18 protein-coding genes are annotated in these 21,159 nt (G+C 50.5%); 3 read left to right on the top strand and 15 right to left on the bottom strand.

The features are described from left to right. Positions 1–68: 68 nt before the first annotated feature. The 6 genes from HPY81_05630 to HPY81_05605 all read right to left on the bottom strand — a co-directional run bounded on the left by HPY81_05630 (position 69) and on the right by HPY81_05605 (position 12,144). Positions 69–2,585 carry a SpoIIE family protein phosphatase gene (locus HPY81_05630; GenBank protein NPV26934.1) on the bottom strand — a complete coding sequence of 839 codons (2,517 nt, stop codon included), beginning with the start codon at positions 2,583–2,585 and terminating at the stop codon, positions 69–71. A gap of 240 nt (positions 2,586–2,825) precedes the next feature. Beyond that, entirely contained in the window at positions 2,826–4,550 is a 1,725-nt protein-coding gene (locus HPY81_05625; protein NPV26933.1) for a 4Fe-4S binding protein, read from the bottom strand. Between the two features lie 39 nt (positions 4,551–4,589). Beyond that, positions 4,590–5,810 (bottom strand): NADH-quinone oxidoreductase subunit NuoF, encoded by a 1,221-nt coding sequence (nuoF, locus tag HPY81_05620; GenBank protein ID NPV26932.1) that lies wholly within the window; start codon positions 5,808–5,810, stop codon positions 4,590–4,592. A gap of 52 nt (positions 5,811–5,862) precedes the next feature. After that, positions 5,863–6,309 carry an NADH-quinone oxidoreductase subunit NuoE gene (nuoE, locus tag HPY81_05615; protein ID NPV26931.1) on the bottom strand — a complete coding sequence of 149 codons (447 nt, stop codon included), beginning with the start codon at positions 6,307–6,309 and terminating at the stop codon, positions 5,863–5,865. Between the two features lie 538 nt (positions 6,310–6,847). Next, the gene (gene fdhF / locus HPY81_05610) at positions 6,848–9,556 is read right to left on the bottom strand and encodes a formate dehydrogenase subunit alpha (GenBank protein ID NPV26930.1); all 2,709 of its coding nucleotides are present in this window, start codon (positions 9,554–9,556) and stop codon (positions 6,848–6,850) included. 260 nt (positions 9,557–9,816) lie between these two features. After that, positions 9,817–12,144: an IS607 family transposase gene (locus HPY81_05605; GenBank protein ID NPV26929.1), complete on the bottom strand. Its 2,328-nt coding sequence runs from the start codon at positions 12,142–12,144 to the stop codon at positions 9,817–9,819. A 431-nt stretch (positions 12,145–12,575) separates the two neighbouring features. Here HPY81_05605 and HPY81_05600 point away from each other — a divergent pair, with 431 nt between their 5' ends. From HPY81_05600 to hydF, 3 genes are all read left to right on the top strand, one after another. Next, positions 12,576–12,842: a CopG family transcriptional regulator gene (locus tag HPY81_05600; protein ID NPV26928.1), complete on the top strand. Its 267-nt coding sequence runs from the start codon at positions 12,576–12,578 to the stop codon at positions 12,840–12,842. 142 nt (positions 12,843–12,984) lie between these two features. Then, on the top strand, positions 12,985–14,397 hold the full coding sequence (gene hydG / locus HPY81_05595) for a [FeFe] hydrogenase H-cluster radical SAM maturase HydG (GenBank protein NPV26927.1): 1,413 nt from the start codon (positions 12,985–12,987) through the stop codon (positions 14,395–14,397). Positions 14,398–14,410: 13 nt separating this feature from the next. After that, entirely contained in the window at positions 14,411–15,640 is a 1,230-nt protein-coding gene (gene hydF / locus HPY81_05590) for a [FeFe] hydrogenase H-cluster maturation GTPase HydF (protein ID NPV26926.1), read from the top strand. Between the two features lie 115 nt (positions 15,641–15,755). Here the strand turns inward: hydF and HPY81_05585 are convergent, their stop codons facing one another. From HPY81_05585 to mazG, 9 genes are all read right to left on the bottom strand, one after another. After that, positions 15,756–16,649, bottom strand: coding sequence for a Ppx/GppA family phosphatase (locus HPY81_05585; protein NPV26925.1), 894 nt, complete (start codon positions 16,647–16,649; stop codon positions 15,756–15,758). A 79-nt stretch (positions 16,650–16,728) separates the two neighbouring features. Continuing rightward, on the bottom strand, positions 16,729–17,124 hold the full coding sequence (locus HPY81_05580; protein ID NPV26924.1) for a S1 RNA-binding domain-containing protein: 396 nt from the start codon (positions 17,122–17,124) through the stop codon (positions 16,729–16,731). A 119-nt stretch (positions 17,125–17,243) separates the two neighbouring features. Next, entirely contained in the window at positions 17,244–17,633 is a 390-nt protein-coding gene (locus HPY81_05575; protein NPV26923.1) for a septum formation initiator family protein, read from the bottom strand. Further along, entirely contained in the window at positions 17,623–17,859 is a 237-nt protein-coding gene (locus tag HPY81_05570) for a sigma-70 region 4 domain-containing protein (protein ID NPV26922.1), read from the bottom strand. The genes HPY81_05575 and HPY81_05570 overlap by 11 nt, the downstream gene beginning before the upstream one ends. 158 nt (positions 17,860–18,017) lie before the next feature. Next, on the bottom strand, positions 18,018–18,548 hold the full coding sequence (gene yabQ, locus HPY81_05565; protein ID NPV26921.1) for a spore cortex biosynthesis protein YabQ: 531 nt from the start codon (positions 18,546–18,548) through the stop codon (positions 18,018–18,020). A gap of 8 nt (positions 18,549–18,556) precedes the next feature. Beyond that, positions 18,557–18,835 (bottom strand): sporulation protein YabP, encoded by a 279-nt coding sequence (gene yabP, locus HPY81_05560; GenBank protein NPV26920.1) that lies wholly within the window; start codon positions 18,833–18,835, stop codon positions 18,557–18,559. A 128-nt stretch (positions 18,836–18,963) separates the two neighbouring features. Next, positions 18,964–19,218: an RNA-binding S4 domain-containing protein gene (locus HPY81_05555; protein ID NPV26919.1), complete on the bottom strand. Its 255-nt coding sequence runs from the start codon at positions 19,216–19,218 to the stop codon at positions 18,964–18,966. An 88-nt stretch (positions 19,219–19,306) separates the two neighbouring features. After that, positions 19,307–19,579 (bottom strand): HU family DNA-binding protein, encoded by a 273-nt coding sequence (locus tag HPY81_05550; protein ID NPV26918.1) that lies wholly within the window; start codon positions 19,577–19,579, stop codon positions 19,307–19,309. A gap of 86 nt (positions 19,580–19,665) precedes the next feature. Next, positions 19,666–21,159: a nucleoside triphosphate pyrophosphohydrolase gene (gene mazG / locus HPY81_05545; GenBank protein ID NPV26917.1), complete on the bottom strand. Its 1,494-nt coding sequence runs from the start codon at positions 21,157–21,159 to the stop codon at positions 19,666–19,668.

Below are 21,159 nucleotides of genomic sequence, written 5' to 3'. Positions count from 1 at the left end.
TTAGTTAATTTTCCCAGATCACACCTACAATATACGAGTCATTCCTTAATTGTGTTATGAAGGTGGACTTACACTGGCGCGGCCCCAATCCGAGCAACAAGTACTGTCATGTCGTCCTTGATTTGGCCTCCGGCCAATTTCCTGGCCTGTTCCAACAAGACATCGGCAATTGTCTGTGGATCTTCCGTCTTAATTTCTTCCAGAAGTTTCTTAATCCACTGGTCCTTCTCGGCTAGATTGGGATGGGCGTCTGGTACTCCGTCTGTAACCATTACCAGGATATCTCCTGGCAAAAGGTTACACTGCAAGGACTCAACCTCAATCGTCTGTAAGATTCCCGCCGGTAGGGAATTCGCGGTAATGACCGCTAATTTCGACCCTCGTTTAACAAAACTGGGGGCCGCTCCAACCTTGATAAAATCAGCAACCCCCGAGTTTAGATCAATCAGGGTCAGATCGATGGTAGAAAAGAACTCCTCGCCGTTTCTCAGGACCAGAATCGAGTTAATTGTCTTGATGGCCAGGTTTTTGTCAAAACCAGCCTGGAGCAACTGCTCCAACAGTTGGATGGTGGCCTGACTTTCGTGCGCCGCCCGTTCGCCCACCCCCATCCCATCACTCAGAAGCAGCAAATGTTTTCCATCCGGCAGGTCGACTGAACTAACACTGTCACCCGAAACCTCTCTCTCCTTGGCGATCTGTCCTACCGCGGTAGTTACTTCATAAGTCCAGGCTGGCACAAGTTTGAAGCTGCACTGATTGCCACCCATACGCCAGCAACATTCCTCTTCCTGAACCGCTAACCGCTGCCCAACGCTCTGAGAAACCATTTCCAGAATCCGTCCCCGGCACTCATTGACTTCTCGACAGACGCGACGGTTTAGCCTTATTTCCAGGTTTCCGTCGGAAAATTGGTAGGCAGTCAGAGAACTGTAATGAACTCCTTGCTTCTTCATCTGTTTCCTCAACCGCTTTTCTAACTCCGGTTGGGGTTCCGCCGGCTGTCGGATGGAAGTGGCCAATTCAGCCATGATTGCCGCTACTCCCCTGAGTTGAGCCGAAACAACCTCCCGACTCTCGGTCACTTTCTTTTGCCAGTAGTGGTTCAGCTTTTGCGTATCAAATAGATGATTGATAGTTGCCGCCAGTTCCTTCAGCCTCACACACCGCCGCCGAATCTCCGGCGAAATCTCGTCTTCCGTTAAAGTTCCTTTAGTTTCAAGAGTAGAAAAAAGACCCAGGATTGCTTTGTAGGTCTTAAAGAATTCATTTTCCCAACACACACGATAAACAGGGCAGTTTTTACAAACCCGAGTAGCCAAACTATTGAAGAGGCCCATTAATTTATCCCCGTCTTCCTCCGTCACCGTACTGGCGATTTGATCAAACGGCCGGGCCAGTTCTTGGAAAATTTGGGCCAACTCTTGAAGTTTTGCTACGGTATACGCCTGCAGCACTGGATCCGCTGGCCGTTCCTCAACCGCCACCGTTTTAATCCTTAATTTGTCATGGCTAAAAAACGAGAACCACGAAGGTTGACTACTCCCGCTTTCCTTAACCTTTTCCGACTGGCTAGCTGGCCAGCTTAAAACAAATATCCAGCTACTCGGCACTAATAACAGCAGCACCGCAGCTACGCTGGATTCAGCTAAACTGGTCACCACCGTTGGGCCGTCTTTTAAGTAAAAAGACAGCATCAGATTACCCAGCATAAACCCTAAAACCACGCCGATTTTACCAAATGTTCGAAAAGCCCCGGCCAATAACCCTGAGAGTCCTAAAAAGCCAATAGTGTACGGGCTAATTGCTTGCGACAGATTTGGGAGTACACCCATGCCTACCCCAACCGCGGAACCCATCCCTGCACCCCAGAGATAAGCGCCAATGAGAATACTGAGTCGGCTGACTATTCCACCTAGTGAAAAGCCTTTCAGGTAGATGTCGTTAATCCCAATGATTAAGCTAACCACCAGGAGAACAAAACAAGCTTTTTCTTCTAAACTGAATTCTTCTTCGCCGTCTCGATTGTGTATTAATTCAATCACGACCATAAAAACAAAGGTTAAAATCGCCGTCATCAAGCTTTCAAAAATGATGGCCATTTCCTGGTAGAGTGATGGTGTTTGGACGACCAGGAAACAACTCTTCGTTACTAGGTTAGTGACCAGCACCAAGATCGGTATGGTCAACCACCGGCGGTAGAGATCAATCTCCAGTGACCGAAGCACAATCAGCAGCAAAATTAGCACCGCCGCTGATGACCAGAAGTCAGCGCCCTGGGTAACCGTCCATAGACCGGCCATTGTAGCCAGGAATATGCCAAGCGAGCGGGTTTTATCATCCACTGTAGTGGCGGCCATCCAGGCACTGCCAAAAGGCCATAACTCATTTAAAATAAGGCCGCGTGCTAGAATAAAAGCTATCCCCATCAGCAATAGGTTCGGCCAGTTTATGACTTTTAATACCGTTTCTCTTATCTTGTTCAAGCGTAAGTCAGTCTTACTGGGCCGCTGAAGCTGAGGCTTGCTATGGGAACGCTGAACGGGAATACGGCGGTATGGGTAAATATCGATTTTTTCTAACACGCGTAAACACACCTACCTTTCAAACCGCGACTAATTACCGTAATTATAGTACACGTCCGGGTTAAATCCTTGTCAGGATTGGCAGAAGAACAATCTAAAGATTTCGACATGATATTTTTTAATCTTGTGTCTGGTCGAAGAGTGACAGTTTGCAAACAAATAGGGCATAGATCAAGGGCTACCCTAAAGCAGGGTAGCCCTTGATCAGTTAGAGTGATCTATCAAGTTCCGGGCTTCAGGCTACAGGAGCTTGCCTTCCCGGGGATGGTAGTGGGTATGCAACAACTCATGCGACTTGTGGCCAAGCGGTTTCTCCAGGAACTCCTTGTACAGGGTCATGACTTCTTCGTTCTCATGCGATTTTCGCTTTGGCAGACCAGCGTCTTCCGCGTAGATCGCGTTGATCCGTTCTTGCCGCTTCGCCATGGTGGTCGGGATCGGTTGGCCACCACCACCGATACAGCCGCCTGGGCAGCACATGATTTCGATAAAGTGGTAGTCGGCAGTACCGGCCCGGATCTTATCTAACAGTTTCCGGGCGTTCCCCAACCCGTGGGCGATCGCTACCTTGACCTCTGTTCCCGCCAGGTTGACCGAGGCTTCTTTAACACCTTCTAAACCACGGCAGGGGATGAAGTCAACATTGGCCAAGGTTTCTTTGGTAACCACTTCGTAAACTGTCCGCAGAGCGGCTTCCATGACACCGCCAGTCGCGCCAAAGATAACGCCCGCGCCAGTGTATTCGCCCATCCAGGAGTCGAATTTGTCAGGCTCCAGTTTACTGAAGTCAATCCCCGCCCGCCGGAGCAGCCGGCCCAGTTCGCGAGTAGTTAGAACCAGGTCAACGTCCCGATAGCCGCTGGCATTCATTTCCGGCCGCTGCGCTTCGTATTTCTTGGCCGTACATGGCATGATTGAGACGGAATAGATGTTCTTCGGGTCTACTCCCATCTTCTGCGCCCAGTAGGTCTTCACCAGCGCCCCGAACATTTGTTGCGGGGACTTACAGGTGGACAGGTGGTCCAGAAGGTCCGGGTAGAAGGTTTCGCAGAAGTTGATCCACCCCGGACTGCAGGAGGTGATCATCGGGAGTTTGCCACCGTGCTGCAGCCGCTCTAAGAGTTCGTTGCCTTCTTCCAGGATCGTCAGGTCTGCGGTGAAGTTGGTGTGGAAGACCCGGTCAAAGCCGATCTTCCGCAGTCCAGCGACAAATTTGAGCATATCGAGTTCGCCGGTCTTCATCCCCACTTCTTCGGCGATCGCTACCCGGATGGCCGGCGCAATTTGGGTGACGACAATCTTGTCCGGATCGGCCACCGCCGCCAGGAATTCATCGATCTGTTCTTTTTCGGCCAAAGCGCCAACGGGACAGGCCAGGACGCACTGGCCGCACATGACACAGCCGGTTTCGGCCAGGTCTTTCCCTAAAGCCGGGATAACGATGGCTTCACAGCCCCGGTTTTCCAGCCCCAGCGCCCCAACGGTCTGGGTGACGTGGCAGGCCTCTAAACAGCGCCGGCACAGGACGCATTTGTCGGGGTCACGAACGATGGACGGGGTGGAGGTGTCTTTCTTCAGTCCCCGTACCTTGGGTTCAAAGGGAATTTCCCGGATGCCGAGTTCAGCAGTCAGGGTCTGCAGTTCACAGTTCTGGTTGCGGATACATTTTAAGCAATCCTGGGGATGGTGCGCCAGGATTAGTTCGACTATGGTTTTCCGCGCGTTGAGTACCTTGGGCGAAGCGGTTTTGACGACCATTCCTTCAGTGACCGGCTGGGAACAGGCGGCCTGGAGTAGACGTACCCCTTCGACTTCTACCACACAGACGCGGCAGTTGGCCTTAACAGCCTGGTCTGGATGGTAGCAGAGGGTTGGGACATGTACGCCGGCCGCTTTCGCTGCCTCGAGGATGGTCGCCCCCTTCGGTACCTGCACTTTTATACCGTCGATGGTCAGCGTTACCATCTGCTTTTCACTCCTTTTTTGGCAATCTCACTTTCTTGGTTAGCTCACCTTGGCGTCGTAATCTGCTCTAAAGTGCTTTAGGGTAGTGACTACTGGAGTCGGCGCTGCTTGTCCCAAGCCACACAAACAGGCAATGGACATTACTCCCGCCAGTTTTTCCATGAGAGCCAGGTCCTGTTTTGTCCCTTTTCCGTCGTTAATTTTCTTCATTAGTTCGTACATCCGCATGGTGCCTTCCCGGCATGGAGTGCATTTACCACAGGATTCGTGTTCAAAGAATTTGGCGATGCATTTAACGGTGTCCACTATGTCCCGGGTATCGTTAAGGACGAAGACAGCACCAGAACCTAAAGTAGCTCCAACTGCGCTCATGGAGTCAAAGTCAGCCGGGGTGTCGAGCAGTGATTCAGGAATGAAGGCCCCTGAGGTACCGCCAATCTGGACGGCTTTGAATTTACCGCCGACAACTCCGCCCCCGAAACCATAGATAATTTCCCGTATGGTGGTATTGGTCGGAACTTCACAGAAGGTTTTGTTGGCGACGTCGCCTGTTAAGGTAAAGATTTTAGTGCCCGGGTAGCTGGGTGCCCCGATTGATTTATACCAATCCGCTCCCTTTTCGATAATTACCGGGATGCTGGCTAAGGTTTCTACGTTGTTAACAATGGTCGGTTTGCCCCACAGGCCTGCGGTCGGGGGAAACGGTGGTTTGTAGCGAGGCTCACCGCGGTTGCCTTCGATCGATTCGATTAATGCGGTCTCTTCGCCGCAGACGTAGGCGCCAGCGCCCATGCGGACTTCGATGTCGAAGTCGCCTAAAACGCCTTTAGCTTTTGCTTGGACGACAGCTTGCCGGAGCAGTTCAACGATGTAGGGATATTCCCCGCGGCAATAAATATAGCCTTTGGTGGCTCCTACTGCATAGCCCGCGATCGCCATCCCTTCCAACAGACTGTGCGGGTCTCCTTCCATGATCAGGCGGTCTTTATAAGTACCAGGTTCCCCTTCGTCGGCGTTGGCGATGATGTACTTTTGGTCGGCCTGGGCCTGGTACGCGAAGTTCCATTTAAGTCCACAGTTAAACCCGGCTCCACCGCGGCCCCGCAAGCCCGATTTTTTGACTTCTTCGATAACGTCGGCCTGACTCATGCTGCGGGCTTTGGCCAAGGCTTGATAGCCGCCGACTTTGATGTAGTCATCAATGTTCGCCGGGTCAATCTTGCCATAGTTACGCAGAACTAGGCGCATTTCTTCGGCCATTTGGGATTAACCCTCCTTCCAATCTCTTTCGCGCTCGTTTTTTGCCAGTTGCTTACTTGAATTGAGCCAAAACCGCAGGTACTTTCTCCGGCGTCAGGTCACCAAACGGTTTCCCATTGATGGTGATCACCGGGGTCATTTGGCAGGCGCCCACACACTCGGTAGCTTCAAGGGCAAATTTGCCATCTGCCGTTGTTTCGCCTAATTTGATGCCAAGTTCTTTTTCAACAGCAGCGACTACTTCCGCCGCGCCTTTGATGTGACAGGGAGCACTGGCGCAGACACGGATGATGTTTTTACCACGGTTCTTTACGGACAGATAAGAATAGAAGGTCGCGACGCCATACACCTTGCTGAGCGGTAGATTAAATGCTTTGGCTGCTTCCTTTAAGGCTTCCTCTGGAATGTAGCTGTACTCTTTTTGAATTGCATGAAAAGCTTCAATTAAACCGCCCGGTACTTCTTTGTAGTTTGCGATGATTGCTGAAATCTTTTCCATTGTATTTTCACCTCCTTTGTCTGGAAATTAAAATGTAGCTAAGAGCGATGCATCCTGGTTTAGACCAGGATTAACCTAGATTGAGATTGAGATTGAGAAAACATTCATAAATCGTTGAACACTTTATTCTTGTCTAATATTGAAAAAGGAGATCTGTTGCTTGATTCGACTTTGTAGCAGCATATTCCTTCAAACACGGCTTACCACAATCAACCATTCAGCAAGTTATTGACCTGTACAAATAAAACAGTTTATTATATCAGCCGGACGAACACCGGATCAATTGGAAATCACGGGCAGTGATCTATAGAAACAAAGAAGTATTCTACATACAATCTACATTCAAAAAAGTATTCTACATACAAAAAAAAATTCCTCCTGTTAATTACACTTCTTCCAAACCATGGCTAAAAAAGAATTCGACAGCAATCACGAAAAAACAGCCAGGATTATGATATATATATATCAGTTTCCCAGCCGTTTACTCGCAAGTACATTGCTGGAATATTTATCTATATCTTAATCTTACTTTTTCCATTTATTCTGCTGCTGGGCCGATCTTTTCCACCCGGACAGCACAGACTTTGTACTCAGGGATTTTCGCCACCGGGTCTAGCGCACCGATAGTTAAGTGATTAGCAGCCGCCTCAGCAAAATGGAACGGCATAAAAACAACGTCTTGCCTAACCTTGCTGGTTATCGTTGCCTTCACTTGTATCGTTCCCCGTCGAGAGCTCAGGCGCACCCATTCACCATCTTTAATTCCTAAAAACTGAGCTGTAACCGGGTTAATCTCGACCCAGGCCTCCGGAACAAACGCGTTCAGGGCTTTTGAGCGCCGGGTCATGGTCCCAGTATGGTAATGGAATAGATTTCGACCGGTGGTCAGAATAAGCGGGAACTTGGCATCAGGTTGTTCGGCTGGCGGTCGATACTCCACCGCATGGAACTTCCCCCCTCCACGTGAAAACTTATCTTGATGGAGGAACTTCGTTCCCGGGTGATTAACATCGGGACAAGGCCACTGCAGGCTGCCTTTTTCTAACCTCTCATAGTTAATTCCCGCATACGACGGGGTGAGAGAAGCGATCTCGGCCATCACTTCGGCGGCAGAACCATAGCGCATTGGGTAACCCATCTTCGTGGCCAGAGCACAGATTATTTCTCCATCGGGTTTAGCGCGACCAAGCGGCTCAATGGCTTTCCGTACCCGCTGAACACGTCGTTCGGTGTTGGTGAATGTTCCCTCTTTTTCGGCAAACGAAGCTGCTGGCAAAACCACATCAGCCAGTTGAGCTGTTTCCGTCAGGAAAATGTCCTGAACAACCAGGAAGTCCAGTTTCTCCAAGGCCTCCTTAACATGGCGGAGATCGGGATCACTGACCAGCGGATTTTCCCCAATGATGTACATACCTTTGATTTTACCTTCATACGCGGCGTTCATCGCTTCGGTAAGGGTCAGCCCGGGTTTTTCGGGTAAGCTGTCCACCCCCCAGGCAGCAGCAAATTTCTTTCTGATGTCAGCATTGGTCACTGGTTGATAACCAGTTAAGACGTTGGGCAACGCTCCCATGTCGCAGGCACCTTGAACGTTGTTTTGTCCACGCAAGGGGTTAACACCCGTGCTTTCTTTGCCAAGGTTGCCGGTCAGCATGGCCAGGTTGGCTACGGACAAGACGTTATCCGTCCCACAGCTGTGCTGGGTTAAACCCATACAGTAGACAATCGAAGCCTTGTCAGCCCGGGCATAGAGGCGGGCGGCTTTTTTGATCTCTTCCGCTGGTACGCCGGTGATCTCGGCCACGTAATCCGGGGTGTATTTACGTAACACTTCCGCCAGTTCGGCAAAACCTTCCGTCCGTTCAGCGATGAATTGCTGATCGTGCAGGTTTTCGGCCAGGATAACGTGCATCATGCCGTTGAGCAGCGCGACATCGGTACCGGGCTTGTGCTGCAACCAGACAGTGGCCAAGCCAGCCAGTTCAGTGTTACGGACATCGGCGACAATCAGTTGCGCACCCTGCTTAACCGCCTGTTTGATTTTCATGCCCACCACCGGGTGGTTTTCGGTGGTGTTCGAGCCAATGACAAAAATAGCGTCGGTATCAATGAGTTCTCCGATGGAGTTGGTCATCGCCCCACTCCCGAATGCTGCCGCTAGACCAGCGACGGTAACGGAGTGTCAGAGACGGGCGCAATGGTCGACGTTATTTGTGCCCAGCACCACGCGGACAAATTTCTGCATCAGGTAGTTCTCTTCGTTAGTGATCCGAGCGGAGCTTAAACCTACCAGGGCATCACCGCCGTAGTTGGTTTTCAGTTCTTTAAATTTGGCCGCGATCAGGTCGATGGCCTCCTTCCAAGTCGCCTTGCGGAATTTCCCATCTTCCTTAATTAGCGGATCAGTGAGGCGGTCAGGCGAATTAATAAAATCCCAACCAAACCGCCCCTTGACACAGAGGTAGCCCTGGTTGACCGGACTCTTCCCTGGCGAACGGTTGGAGGTAACCCCAACCACTTTATTGTCTTTGACATTGAGTTCAAGGGTACAGCCAGTGCCACAGTAAGGACAGGTGGTCAAGATCTTTTTCTCTACGTCCCAGGTCCGCGCGCGTCCAGCGCTAACCTTGCTCGTCAACGCGCCGGTCGGACAGACCATGACACAGTTGCCGCAGAAAACGCACGGGGAATCGGCCAGGTGGCTGTCAAAAGCAGCGGCGATTTTGGCGTGATGACCACGATTTTGTACGTTGACAGCACCAACATTGACTACATCTTCACACACCCGAACACAACGGGTGCACATGATACATTTATTGTAATCCCGCTCGATAAAGGGATTGGGATCATTAACGGGATAGTGGTATTTAGCCCCTTTAAACCGGCTGTCTTTGACTCCATACCGGTAACAGTATTCCTGCAATTTACAGGCCCCTGCTTTCTCGCAGGTCAAACAGTCCAGGGGATGATTGGCCAGCATTAGTTCCAGGATAACCTGACGGGCCTCGATTACGGCCGGTGAATCCGTTCTGACAACCATGCCCTCGGTCACCGGTGTCACGCAGGCTGCTGCCAGTGTCCGCCAGCCATCCACTTCCACCACGCAGATCCGGCACGAGCCGACCGGCCGCAAGTCAGGGTCATAACAAAAGGTAGGAATATCAATACCCACTTGCCTGGCCGCTTCCAGAATCGTCATACCTCTACGGGTTCGGATAGCCTGGCCATCAATAGTCAGGTTAACCATGAGCCACCTGGTTCAAAAAACTTAACTGTTTTTAATCCAGTTAAGCGGCCTCCCCATGACCAGGCTTTACACCTCCGTTTGAAATATTTCCTGGGGTGACAGGGAGACCTCGGCCCCGGGAGTCCCACCCGGCGAAAGAACTGCATGAATCAGGTGCTTTTTATGCATTGTCTGTTTCATGGCCTGGTGTTCAGCACCAGACGCCTCCCGCGATCTGTTAGATACGGCCTACCGGTTTGTCTGAACTCCGGCTAACAGGGTCACCTACTCAGCAAAACCAACTCTTTCAAGTCATGCCAGACGGAATAAAAAGATTCCTGCTTAAAACGGGTCAGCCCGTTGTGAACGGAGATTTTCTCTTCCAGCCGCTTGAAAAGCCGCTTTACCTTTCGGCTCATCCCTTTTCCTTCCCCAGGCAAGGAATTAACCTTCTGATTCAGCTCTTCCCTAATAGCTTGAATTTTTTGCTTCAACTCTCCGGTAATGCATTCTTTAAAACCGCTCGCCCTTCGAGCGATAACCAAAGCTGCGGCGTGGTGAACGGTTATACCGTACTGCCGCATGTACTTCCACCAGCCGATAGTAGAAGTGTGCGCCGGCCAGACCGGCTTTACGCCGATATCTTCCTTGAAAGCCCTTCGCATAATGGCTTCCGTTACTTTGCGGTAGGGAAAGTTGGCGGCCATTCGGTTGAATTTCTTATTGGTGTCCAGCCGGTCTTTGCCGAATTCGAGGTTTTCTAATGCGATAGGCTTACCCAAGGCTTTTGCGGTGTCCGTCACTACCTTGACAAGCGCCCCTATCAGGTAGGCGCGCCGGTATCCCCGGCCGTAAGCAAGTTCGGGTATCTTGATGTAGAGAAATCCATTAGGGTGAATCGTTACCTGGAACTCTCCAGCGTATTTGTGCAGGGCCTTCGGGTATGGTACGACAAATCCATCCAGCCAGGGCTCAGGCTGGCCGTTGAAGCCTGCATTTGCCAACGCCACCCCGTCCGGGTTGGTGTCCACTCCCAGATAACCCCTGTTGAGATTTGTTTGGGTTAGAGGCAATTCTGCGGTAAATGTAACGTGGACTCTGTACCGGCTGTCGCTGCCTTTAATCAGCTCTACGGAATAGGGAGCCCCGGAAAGAAGCAGCTCCAGCACTTTAACCTTGTGCTTCTCCAGCAGCCATAGCTTGCCACTTACCTTCGGCGCCCTTGTCATCAGCGGCCTGCCTGCGCTGTCCACTTCTTTCTGCTCCGACAGATGAGAGATGGTTACAGCAAGGTAAAACTCTCCGTTTCGCCAGCTCAGTTTAATGTTCGGGTTGCCGCCTTTGGTCTTGTCTCCTCTGGCGTAGAGACGGTTTCGCCGGGCGTTCTGCCACTCTTCTCTTGTAGCCCTGCCTTTACAGACCTGTTTCCACAAAGTGCGGCCGCCGAAAACTATTTTGGGCATGGCGTTGCTGTCCCGGTAGTTTTTTAGTTTCTCCAGTTTGTCGGATAGCTTTTTTACCCTGGCCCTGCGGCCGCGCATGGTGAGTTTGGCTTTTTCGATTCTAACCGGATCATTTACTCTGATAGCTCTCTCCAGGTCTTTTTCCACCCGGCCGAGCTTCTTCTTGGCGCGGGTCAGTTTTGCTTCTGCCTCTTTGATTTCCAGGTTTAAAAGCTCTTTTTGAGAAATGATGATTTCTTTCGCTTTAAGTATGGCATCGTCGGCAAAGCGGGAGTTCAGGCCAAACGTTTTTTGACCCTGCTTTTTGAGTTCTTCCCGCGTATGCCCTTCCTGCAGGCGATTAAAGGCCCACCGCATGCAGGCACCAAAAAGCCGCATCTCGGTGTCAAGTGGAGTTTCTTCTCCTCGACTCCATCTTTCGGCGCGGAAAGCCGGGTAAACTTCTGGGAAAAACTCGCCGCAGACGGTGTATTTCATGCCGCTTTTAGGATTAATCAATTCCTTTTTCCGCTTCTTCATCCCGCACCACTTCCGTATCAGTTCCCGAAACCCTTGCCGAACTTTTTTGCCACCGCGAGCGCCGTACAGCCGGGCCGAAAAAGATGTCACTATGGACAACAAATCCTGCAACAGCTCCGTGTATGCGTCTTCAGACTCTTTTTGTGAAGTGATCTCTATTTCTGCCCCGCAGTATCTCAAATGGCGTTCAAGATAACCATACCCGAAACGTGCTAGCCGATCCGGGTACTCGATAATGAGCTTCTTGAACTCACCTCGTTCAGCGCTCTTGAGCACCCGCTCCAGGCCACGGCGGTTCTGGTTTAAACCTGAAGCCACATCCAAATACTCCGCCACTATGCGATAGCCTTTCTCCCGTGCGTATGCCCGCAACCTTTCCATCTGACGCTCCAGATTTCCCGCATCGGCCTGCTTCTTCGTTGATACCCGAGCATAGAGGACAACCGCTTCCGATTCTGTCTTCATCCCTCCCGTTCCCAAAATGCGATTTATCTCCTCCACCGGGTATCTCCGCTGGCCGCTGGGCAAGCGCACGGGCTTGATCAATCCCTGCTTTTCCCACGCTCGGAGCCTGTTCGGGTGTACACCTAACTTCTTTGCTGCTTCACCTATGGATAAAAGTTCCATAATTTTATGATAGCAAAATAGTTAGGTACAGTCAATTATAGTACGGTTTCTTGAAGCTGTTACAATCCTCCGTAAAACTTTTCTCTATCTGGTACGATTCTAACACCCTTGATTATAATTGTCACTATCGATAGTTTAAATTTCGACAAGATTAAGTCATTGGTAGGTTAACGGCCCATTGACTCGGCCCTCTTCTAGAAGTACAATAAATACAAATTAGTATATATAATTGATCAGCAACCTGACGGGTGGGAAAAATTCTTGCCTGGAGGGTTCATCATTAACTGTCCCTGAGAGAAAGGGTTGCCGGTCACAAGGGGAGGTGGAATATTGTGTTGCTGTTTGGGCTTACTCTGTTGGTATTATATAAACCGAAGGGGTAGGCCTTTATTTATGTCCAATTAACCCGCGCGCAACGAGGTGATAAATCCGTGGAAGAAAGAATTGGGGTAGTCGGCATTGTGGTCACTAATCGTGAGGTCGCACCCAGAATCAATGAAATTCTGGCACAGCACGCCGAAATTATCGTCGGCCGGATGGGCATTCCCTACCGGGAACGGAATGTTTCGGTCATTTCGCTGATTGTCGACGGAACTACCGACGAAATCGGCGCCCTAACTGGAAAACTGGGAAACCTGAAAGGCGTCCAGGTTAAGTCCGCGCTGGCCACCAAAGGACCTGTTAACCAGGTTAAGTAGATCTGCTTTGCGTTAAGTAACTCATAGTAATCAAAAACAGAAGTAACTGTGTCCAGACATACACTTCAGAAGGCCAAGGTTATTCCCCCTGAGAATATAATAATATAATAATATAGAATAGAATATATGGAGGTGAACGAAATTGGCCATCGCCAAGGCTGATTTTATCAAGGAAGACATGATTTGGGAGCTTCTCGACCAGGGGAAGCAGGCCCGTCGAGAAGAAGTTAACGAGATTATTGACAAGGCCGCCACCGCTACCGGTCTAGCGTTAAAAGAAGCGGCTATCCTTCTCCACGTTGACGATCCGGAATTATTAGAACGGATGTACACTGCAGCTAGAATGGTGAAAGAAAAAATCTATGGCAAACGTTTGGTTCTGTTCGCTCCCCTCTACATCAGCAATTACTGCATCAACAACTGCGTCTACTGTGGTTATCGGCGGCACAACCAGATGGAACGGCGCAAGTTAACTATGGCCGAGATCGCCGACGAAGTCCAAATCCTCGAGGATATGGGGCACAAACGGCTTGCCCTCGAGTGCGGTGAACACCCAACTGAATGTCCGATCGACTACGTGTTGGAGGCTATCCAGACCATTTACCAGGTTAAACGGAAAAACGGCAATATTCGGCGGATAAATGTCAATATCGCCGCCACCACTGTTGAAGAATTCCGCCTGCTGCACGAAGCCAAAATCGGGACCTACGTTTTATTCCAGGAAACTTATCACCGGGAGACTTATAAAAAAATGCACCCATCCGGGCCAAAAGCCGACTACGATTGGCACACCACTGCCATGGATCGAGCCATGGAGGGGGGAATTGACGACGTCGGTCTGGGTGTTCTCTTCGGGTTATACGACTACAAGTTTGAGGTAATGGGCCTTCTGATGCATGCCCAGCACCTGGACCAGGAAATTGGCGTCGGGCCACATACGATTTCCGTTCCCCGTTTACGGCCGGCACCAGGGGTTAACCTGGAAACCTTCCCCTACCTAGTCTCAGACGATGATTTCAAGAAAATTGTGGCGATTATCCGCCTGGCTGTCCCGTACACTGGTATGATTCTGTCCACCAGAGAAAGGGCAGCTTTTCGGCACGAGCTCCTTAAGGTAGGGATCTCTCAGCTCAGCGCGGGTTCCTGCACCGGGGTCGGGGGATACCGGCGTGAACTGGATCACCCCGAGGCAGACGACCTGGACCAAACGGCCCAATTCAAGGTTGACGACAACCGCAGTCCTGACGAGGTGATCCGCAGCCTGTGCCAGGATGGTTATATTCCCAGCTACTGCACTGCCTGCTACCGCCAGGGTCGGACTGGGGATCGTTTTATGGCTCTCGCCAAATCGGGACAAATCCAGAACGTCTGTCAGCCCAACGCCATCTTGACTTTTAAGGAATACTTACTGGACTACGCCTCACCAACCACTCGCGAAATAGGCGAGAAGCTAATTCAGGCCCACCTGAACGAGATACCACATCCAGCCATTCGGCAGAAGACGATCGAGCGGCTCGCCGAGATAGAAGCGGGGAAACGTGATTTGTACTTCTAGGAGGTAAAAACACATGCAAGAAACGCCACGGAGCGACCGCATGCACATCGCCATTTTTGGCCGGCGCAATGCGGGCAAATCCAGTCTGATTAATGCCTTGACCAACCAACCCATCGCTCTAGTCTCAGATATCCCTGGGACAACGACCGACCCGGTTTACAAATCCATGGAAATGCTGCCCTTGGGGCCGGTGGTGTTGATCGATACCGCTGGGATTGATGACGTCGGAAGTCTGGGGGAACTTCGCGTTCAGCGAACCATGGAGGTCTTACACAAAACGGATCTCGCCATTCTCCTGATCGACCCCCAGGTTGGCATAGACGATTTTGAACTGGAACTGGTCCAACAAATTCGCGCTCAAGGAATTCCTTTAATCGGGGCAGTAAATAAGGTTGATACTGTTCAGTCCCTGGAGGCCCAACCAGACTGGGAAACACGGCTTAATTTAAAACTGCACCGCATCAGCACCCAAACTAAAGAAGGGATTAACGAACTCAGAGAACTCATCATTCACACGGCCCCAACTGACTGGCAGGCGCCAACTATCCTCGGTGATCTCATTCAGCCGGGTGATACCGTGGTCATGGTTGTCCCCATCGATCTTGAGGCCCCTAAAGGCCGCCTGATCTTGCCCCAGGTGCAGACTCTGCGGGATATTTTAGACCACAACGCCCAGGCAGTCGTAGTCAAAGAAGATGGCTTGAGCGCAGTGCTGGACAATCTGCGGCAGCCCCCAAAACTGGTAGTAACCGACTCCCAGGCTTTCCATCAGGTTAACGCCATCGTTCCACCTGAGATCTCTCTCACCTCATTCTCGATTCTCTTCGCCCGCTATAAAGGGGACCTGTTATCTTTAGTCAAAGGGGCCCGGCAAGTAGCTGCTTTAAAGCCAGGGGACCGCATCTTAGTTGCAGAAGCCTGCACCCACCACCCAATCGGCGAAGACATCGGACGGATAAAAATACCCCGTTGGTTAAGCCAACGGGTCAGTGAGCTCGAATTTGCCTGGGCCACGGGAAGCCACTTCCCAGCAGACTTAAACCGGTATTCACTAGTAATCCACTGTGGCGCATGTATGATCAATCGCCGAGAGATGTTACACCGCATTCGCCAGGTTCAGGCTGCAGGTGTCCCTATCGTCAACTACGGCGTATTGATCGCTTACTTACACGGCATCCTGGAACGCGCTCTGGCCCCCTTCCCCGAGGCCAAGCGACTCTGGGCAGCCGCGAGCAGCAAGTAGAGGTAGTGGGTTACCACCTCCTCTATTTGCCCTCATATGAATCCACATACATGAATCCACATACAGCTCACGCCCGCTGATAATCTCAATCTCCGCACTTCCACAGTACGGTTTATTATCCTCTGGTCATCTTTTCATGCAGCCGCCAGATTATCCCCTGCAAAATGTCACTCTCACTGACAACCAGGCCATCCAGACCTAACTCAGCCAGGATTGTCGATAAAATAGTAACCCCAGCCACAATAATATCGGCCCGTGCCGGCTGCAGCCCGACTACCTGCCGCCGTTCTTCTAACTTCATCGCCGACAAGGTAGTCAGCAATTTGTCTACAACCACCCTGGTCAAGTAATACCCGTGGACACGTTCTGGATCGTAGCATTCCAGCTTTTGCTCGATCGCCGCTAGGGTGGTCACGGTGCCGCCAACGCCAACCAAGCACTGGGGTCGACCGGCCTTTATCTCGGCCAGAACCGGGGCCAGGACTTCTCTTAGCTCATCAGCCGTAAGACTTCTTTCCATAAGGCGCACCGCGCCGATTTCAATACTCCGGCTCACTATTCCAGTTCCGGGAACCACCCAGGTGAACTCGGTACTCCCCCCACCAATATCCAATACCACTGGCTGGCCGAGGTTCTTCAGCCCCCGGCAGGCTCCGAGATAAGACAGTTCAGCCTCTTCTTTTCCGCTAATAATTTCAACTCGCCAACCAGTCTGCTTCCACACCGTCTGGACAAATTCGGCGGCATTGGCCGCCCCGCGAGCCGCACTGGTAGCAACAACACGGATACCGGCTACCGGGTACTGTTTCAGCAGTTCCCGGTAACCGCGCAGCGCCGTCACTGTTCGTTGGATCGCTTCTCTCCGCAGAACCGATTGAGTTCCTATTCCTTCGCCAAGGCGGGTGGTGTTCAGAGAAAAATGTTCAACCTTTAGTTGGTCCAGCTCAATTGTCCCGATTAGCAAACGGGCAGAGTTTGTCCCAATATCAACCGCGGCATACCGTGCCATTTATCCGATACCTCATTCGTGACGAAAAAATTAAATTAAGCATTCCCAAAATAGGAATGCTTGAATTATTCCTTCATCATTAAAACCGTGAAGAACCCCGTCCACCACGTTTTGAATCCATGCTTCTTTTGATGGCCTGCTGCCTTTCATCACTTTCCTTAAGGAACTTGGCCAACTTGTCCTCAAACGAAATTCTCGATTCCTGTCGGGCATACCGTTCGCGGGCAGCACCTTCTGGTCTGGCATTAACCTGTTTTATCGATAAACCAATTTTCCCCTTAGAATCAATGTTGATGACTTTTACCTTTACTCGATCATTCTGTTTTAGGTAGTCTTTGACATCCCGAACATAGGTATCAGCTACCTCAGAAATGTGGACCAGTCCAACGAGACCTCCTGGGAGTTCAACAAACGCCCCAAAACTCGTAATTCCAGTGACAACTCCCTCCACAATGCTGCCCATGGCAATGGTCATAAACTAGAATAGCCTCCTTAATCCTTAACTCACAGTTAAATTCTACTCAACAGCCATTAAATTTGTCAAGATGTCAAGCCACAGATGAAGCGGTTGTACCGAAAAATTAAACGGCGTCTCTATTTGTTCCTGGGAGGTTGAACCTCAATCAATATCTTCTCTCCTGGTTTAACCAGCCCAAGCTTCTCCCTGGCAATTCTTTCCACCGTCGTGTCGCTGTTGAGTTGTCGGATGTCCTCCTGCAGTTTGGCATTGATCTGCAGCAGCTGTTGTTTCTGTTTTTGCAACTCGGCTAGCTCGGCGTTCATCTGCTGAATATGCTTGAACTGCGGTCCCCATAAAATAACCGCCAGAACCAACAACCCCATCGACAAACAAAAACCAAGCTTCAGTTTTATCCGGCTACTTTTCCTGCGCCGCGTCACGTCCTTCTTCCTTCGCGTTGTTGGGTCAGGAAAATCGATCAAATTACCTCCACTTTGATTTAAAACAGGTAACTTAATCCGCATTATTATCCTCCTCCAGCCCCTCGAAAATTCCCAAAGACTGGCCGGGGATCACAATCACGACCTCATAGCCTTTGGTCCGAGCGCGATTATATAAAGTAGCGACCGTGCTGGCACTCAACTGCAAGGTCTTGGCAATTTGTTCTGTAGTTCGGCCCATTTCTTTCAGCACCACCACCTGGCGCTCCCGGAAACTTAGCTTCTCTACCCCTCTAATCTCAATTTTCATGACAATCTCAGTCCTTAATTCTCGATCTAGACAAACACAACTTATTCACAATTTGTCCACATATTGTGGACAAATCTTGGACATAATCATTACAATTATTCTACATCCACCTAAATTATCCTTCCCCTGGAAAATATTTAAATAATCTCTATTTATTTTTATTTATGAGGGTGCCTTTTTCCCCACCAATTCACGAGCGGTCGGCTCAAGCCACGCCATGCGGCTCTTGTCGCGCTGGCCACTTGGCGTATAACCATGTTAATCAAACCAAGCGGGATAACCACCAGACGAGCCACCAGAGAAAAAGGGAAAATTACGACCTGTATCAGAATATTTACCAGTTTAGCCAGCCATTGAAATAAACGCCGGCACATTTTTATAAATAAATGGCTGCAAAATCGCCAATACAAGAAGAATCCCAGGGCCAAACCAATAAAGACATAAGCCCTAACCTCACCCCAGTTACTAAAAAGTAACAGGCCGAACGCGATCCCGGTCAGAAACACCCAGAGCAAAAAATCGGTTATAGGCGTCAACAAGCGGTGCGGTTTTACCAAGCCACGCCAGACCCGGTAGCAGTCAAAGACTATGCCCATCACCAAACCAGTTCCCACCGTAACCACCATATATAAAAACTGCTGCGATAAGGGCACCATCGCTTTCACTCCCATCAATAGAAACCTGGTCATTAACTTGGCTACTTAAGCAAACGCTGCCAAAATCCTCTCCCCCTGCCCTTGCCATGTTTACCGGCTCGCTCGTCAAGGTAGTCCAGGGTTTTAATAGCCCCTTCCACAGCTAATTTACCGTCTTCTAGATTAAGCTGCAACACGTGAAGCCCCTGCCCCTTCAGGGCCAACATGCCCATGTTGGTTTCCAGAATAATCTCATCTTCATCAAAGCTTTCCACGTGCAGCACACCGGTCAGCACCAGTCTCTGCCGATTACTCAAGACGATCTCGTGCCCTTCACTCACGGCCTATCCCTCCCTCTTACCAACCCACTTCTGCCCGGAACACCACTACTTACATTTTTATGTTTTCCTATGTAAAATTAGTACGAAAAGGTCGCCTCCCTGTACTGAAGGCGACCCGTAATCCACACTTATACTTTTTCTTCTTCAAGGATACGATAGAGTTCTTTGGCCTGTTCCACCCGCGGGTTTTCCAGCAGCATAAGGACCTCAATCTTAACCTTTTTGTGGCCAAAATCCAGTAACAACAGATCCCCCGGCTTAACCTCACTCCCCGCCTTAGCCGGTCGCGTATTAATCTGCACCTTACCCGCATCACACACCTCTTTGGCCAGGGTCCGCCGCTTAATCAGTCGGGAAACTTTCAGGAACTTATCCAGTCGCATAACCACCATCCCGGGCCCAGAATATGAATAAAAATCAGGCTCAAATCGAACCTGATTTTTAGGAGAGTTTGAATAATTAAGAGGCACCTTAGTTAACAGCGTCTTTTAACGCTTTACCGGCCTTGAAAGCTGGAACTTTGGTCGCTGGAATTTCGATCTCTTCACCGGTTTGCGGATTACGGCCTTTCCGTGCTTCCCGTGTCCGAACCTCAAATGTTCCAAAACCAACCAATTGAACTTTATCACCGCGCCCAAGCGCTTCTTCGATACTTTCAAATACTGCAGTCACCACTTTTTCGGCTTCTTTCTTGGTAATATCGGTTTTTTCGGCCACGCTGCTCACCAGTTCCGTCTTATTCACACTTCGTCCCCTCCTGTATTTTTATTAGGTTTGTTGTAGCATATTCGCCAAAACCCTTAAGTTTCCTGCTGCCTGGAAAATTTTTATCAAATTTTCCCCTTAAATTCCTGAGCTTTAGCCTCTTCCCACCAGATATCCATCTGCCGCAGATCCAAATCGTGGAGGGCCTTGCCTTCTCTCGCCCCTTTTCGTTCGACATATGCAAAACGTTTGACGAACTTTGCCGTAGTTTTATTTAAGGCCGTTTCCGGGTTTATTTTTAAAAACCGAGCGACATTCACCACAGCGAAAAGGAGATCACCCAGCTCTTCCTCGATTTTCTCCTGGCGCTGACCAGCACAGGCCGCCCGTAGTTCCCGCAGCTCTTCTTCAACTTTACTCCAGGCCCCGGCGACATCTGGCCAATCAAACCCAACCCGGGCCGCCTTGCTTTGGACCTTATCCGCCCGTAACAGAGCTGGTAAGGTCTTAGGTACATCCTCGAGGAAAAAGCGAGGCCTCTCTCCCGCTTTTTCCTCCTCTTTCAGGCGCTCCCAGTTAATCAAGACATCCTTGGTTCCCGCCACACGGACTGCGCCAAACACATGGGGGTGCCGATGGATCATTTTCTCCGTGACCCGCCGAATTACATCATTCAGGTCAAAGCTTTCGGCTCGCCTAGCCAATTCAGCGTGAAATACAATTTGTAATAATAAGTCTCCCAATTCCTCACATAATTTATGCATATCTTCCTCTTCTAGGGCTTCAACCACCTCGTAAGTTTCTTCGAGCAGATATGGTTTTAACGTTTGGTGAGTTTGCTCCCGGTCCCAGGGACAGCCCCCTGGGGACAGTAGAGTCTGCATCACCTTAACCAGGGGATCAAGGGGATAACTGCTTACCCCATCCCAACCAAATTTCGGATGCGCCGGCACATAAATACTGGTCAGGTGATCAATCCATTCCAGCCGGTCCAGTTCATAAAGGGGAATTTCGGCCACCTTTTCCTCTCCCGGGATCCCAGCCGCCCGAACCAATGTAATCCTCCAGTCGTCCGGGTAATGGTCCATCAGCGTTAATTTGACCTCACCAGCCACCAGACGGTCATAAACCTGGGTTATGATCAAGCCAATCGCCGGATTGAACCCGGTTTTGTCAAGGGACAAGGCATCCAGAATAGCAACCCCGTTAGTAGGATCAATATTTAGCGTGCTGTACATGGCTTCCACACAACTCATTGCCGGCAGGACCCGTACCCTGTGCCCTTGCGCTGGCGCGACCGCCAGCAACTGACGAACAGCCTGTTCCGCGACCAGAGGGTGCCCTGGTACAGCAAAAATAATTTCTCTCCCGGTATTCTTTGCCAGTTCTGCAAGGAGAGCATCCACCATGGCCTGATAAACCTGGTCAAAAGTTTCATACTGCTCATAGAAACGATCAAAAGATTGGTACGTCATCCCCCGGCGCACCAGTTCTGCAACAACCGGATGGCGCTCCGTCCGTAAAAATACGGGTTGTCCACTTAGTAGCAACTCCAGGGAACCAATCGACAAACTGTCAATTGCCCCCGGACCCAGGCCAACAATCGCTATTTCACCCAT

The sequence above is a fragment of the Bacillota bacterium genome, assembly GCA_013178045.1.
Classification (GTDB): domain Bacteria; phylum Bacillota; class Ch66; order Ch66; family Ch66; genus Ch66.
The sequence above is the reverse complement of the archived record's forward strand: the minus strand, read 5'-3'. Positions and strand labels throughout refer to the sequence as shown.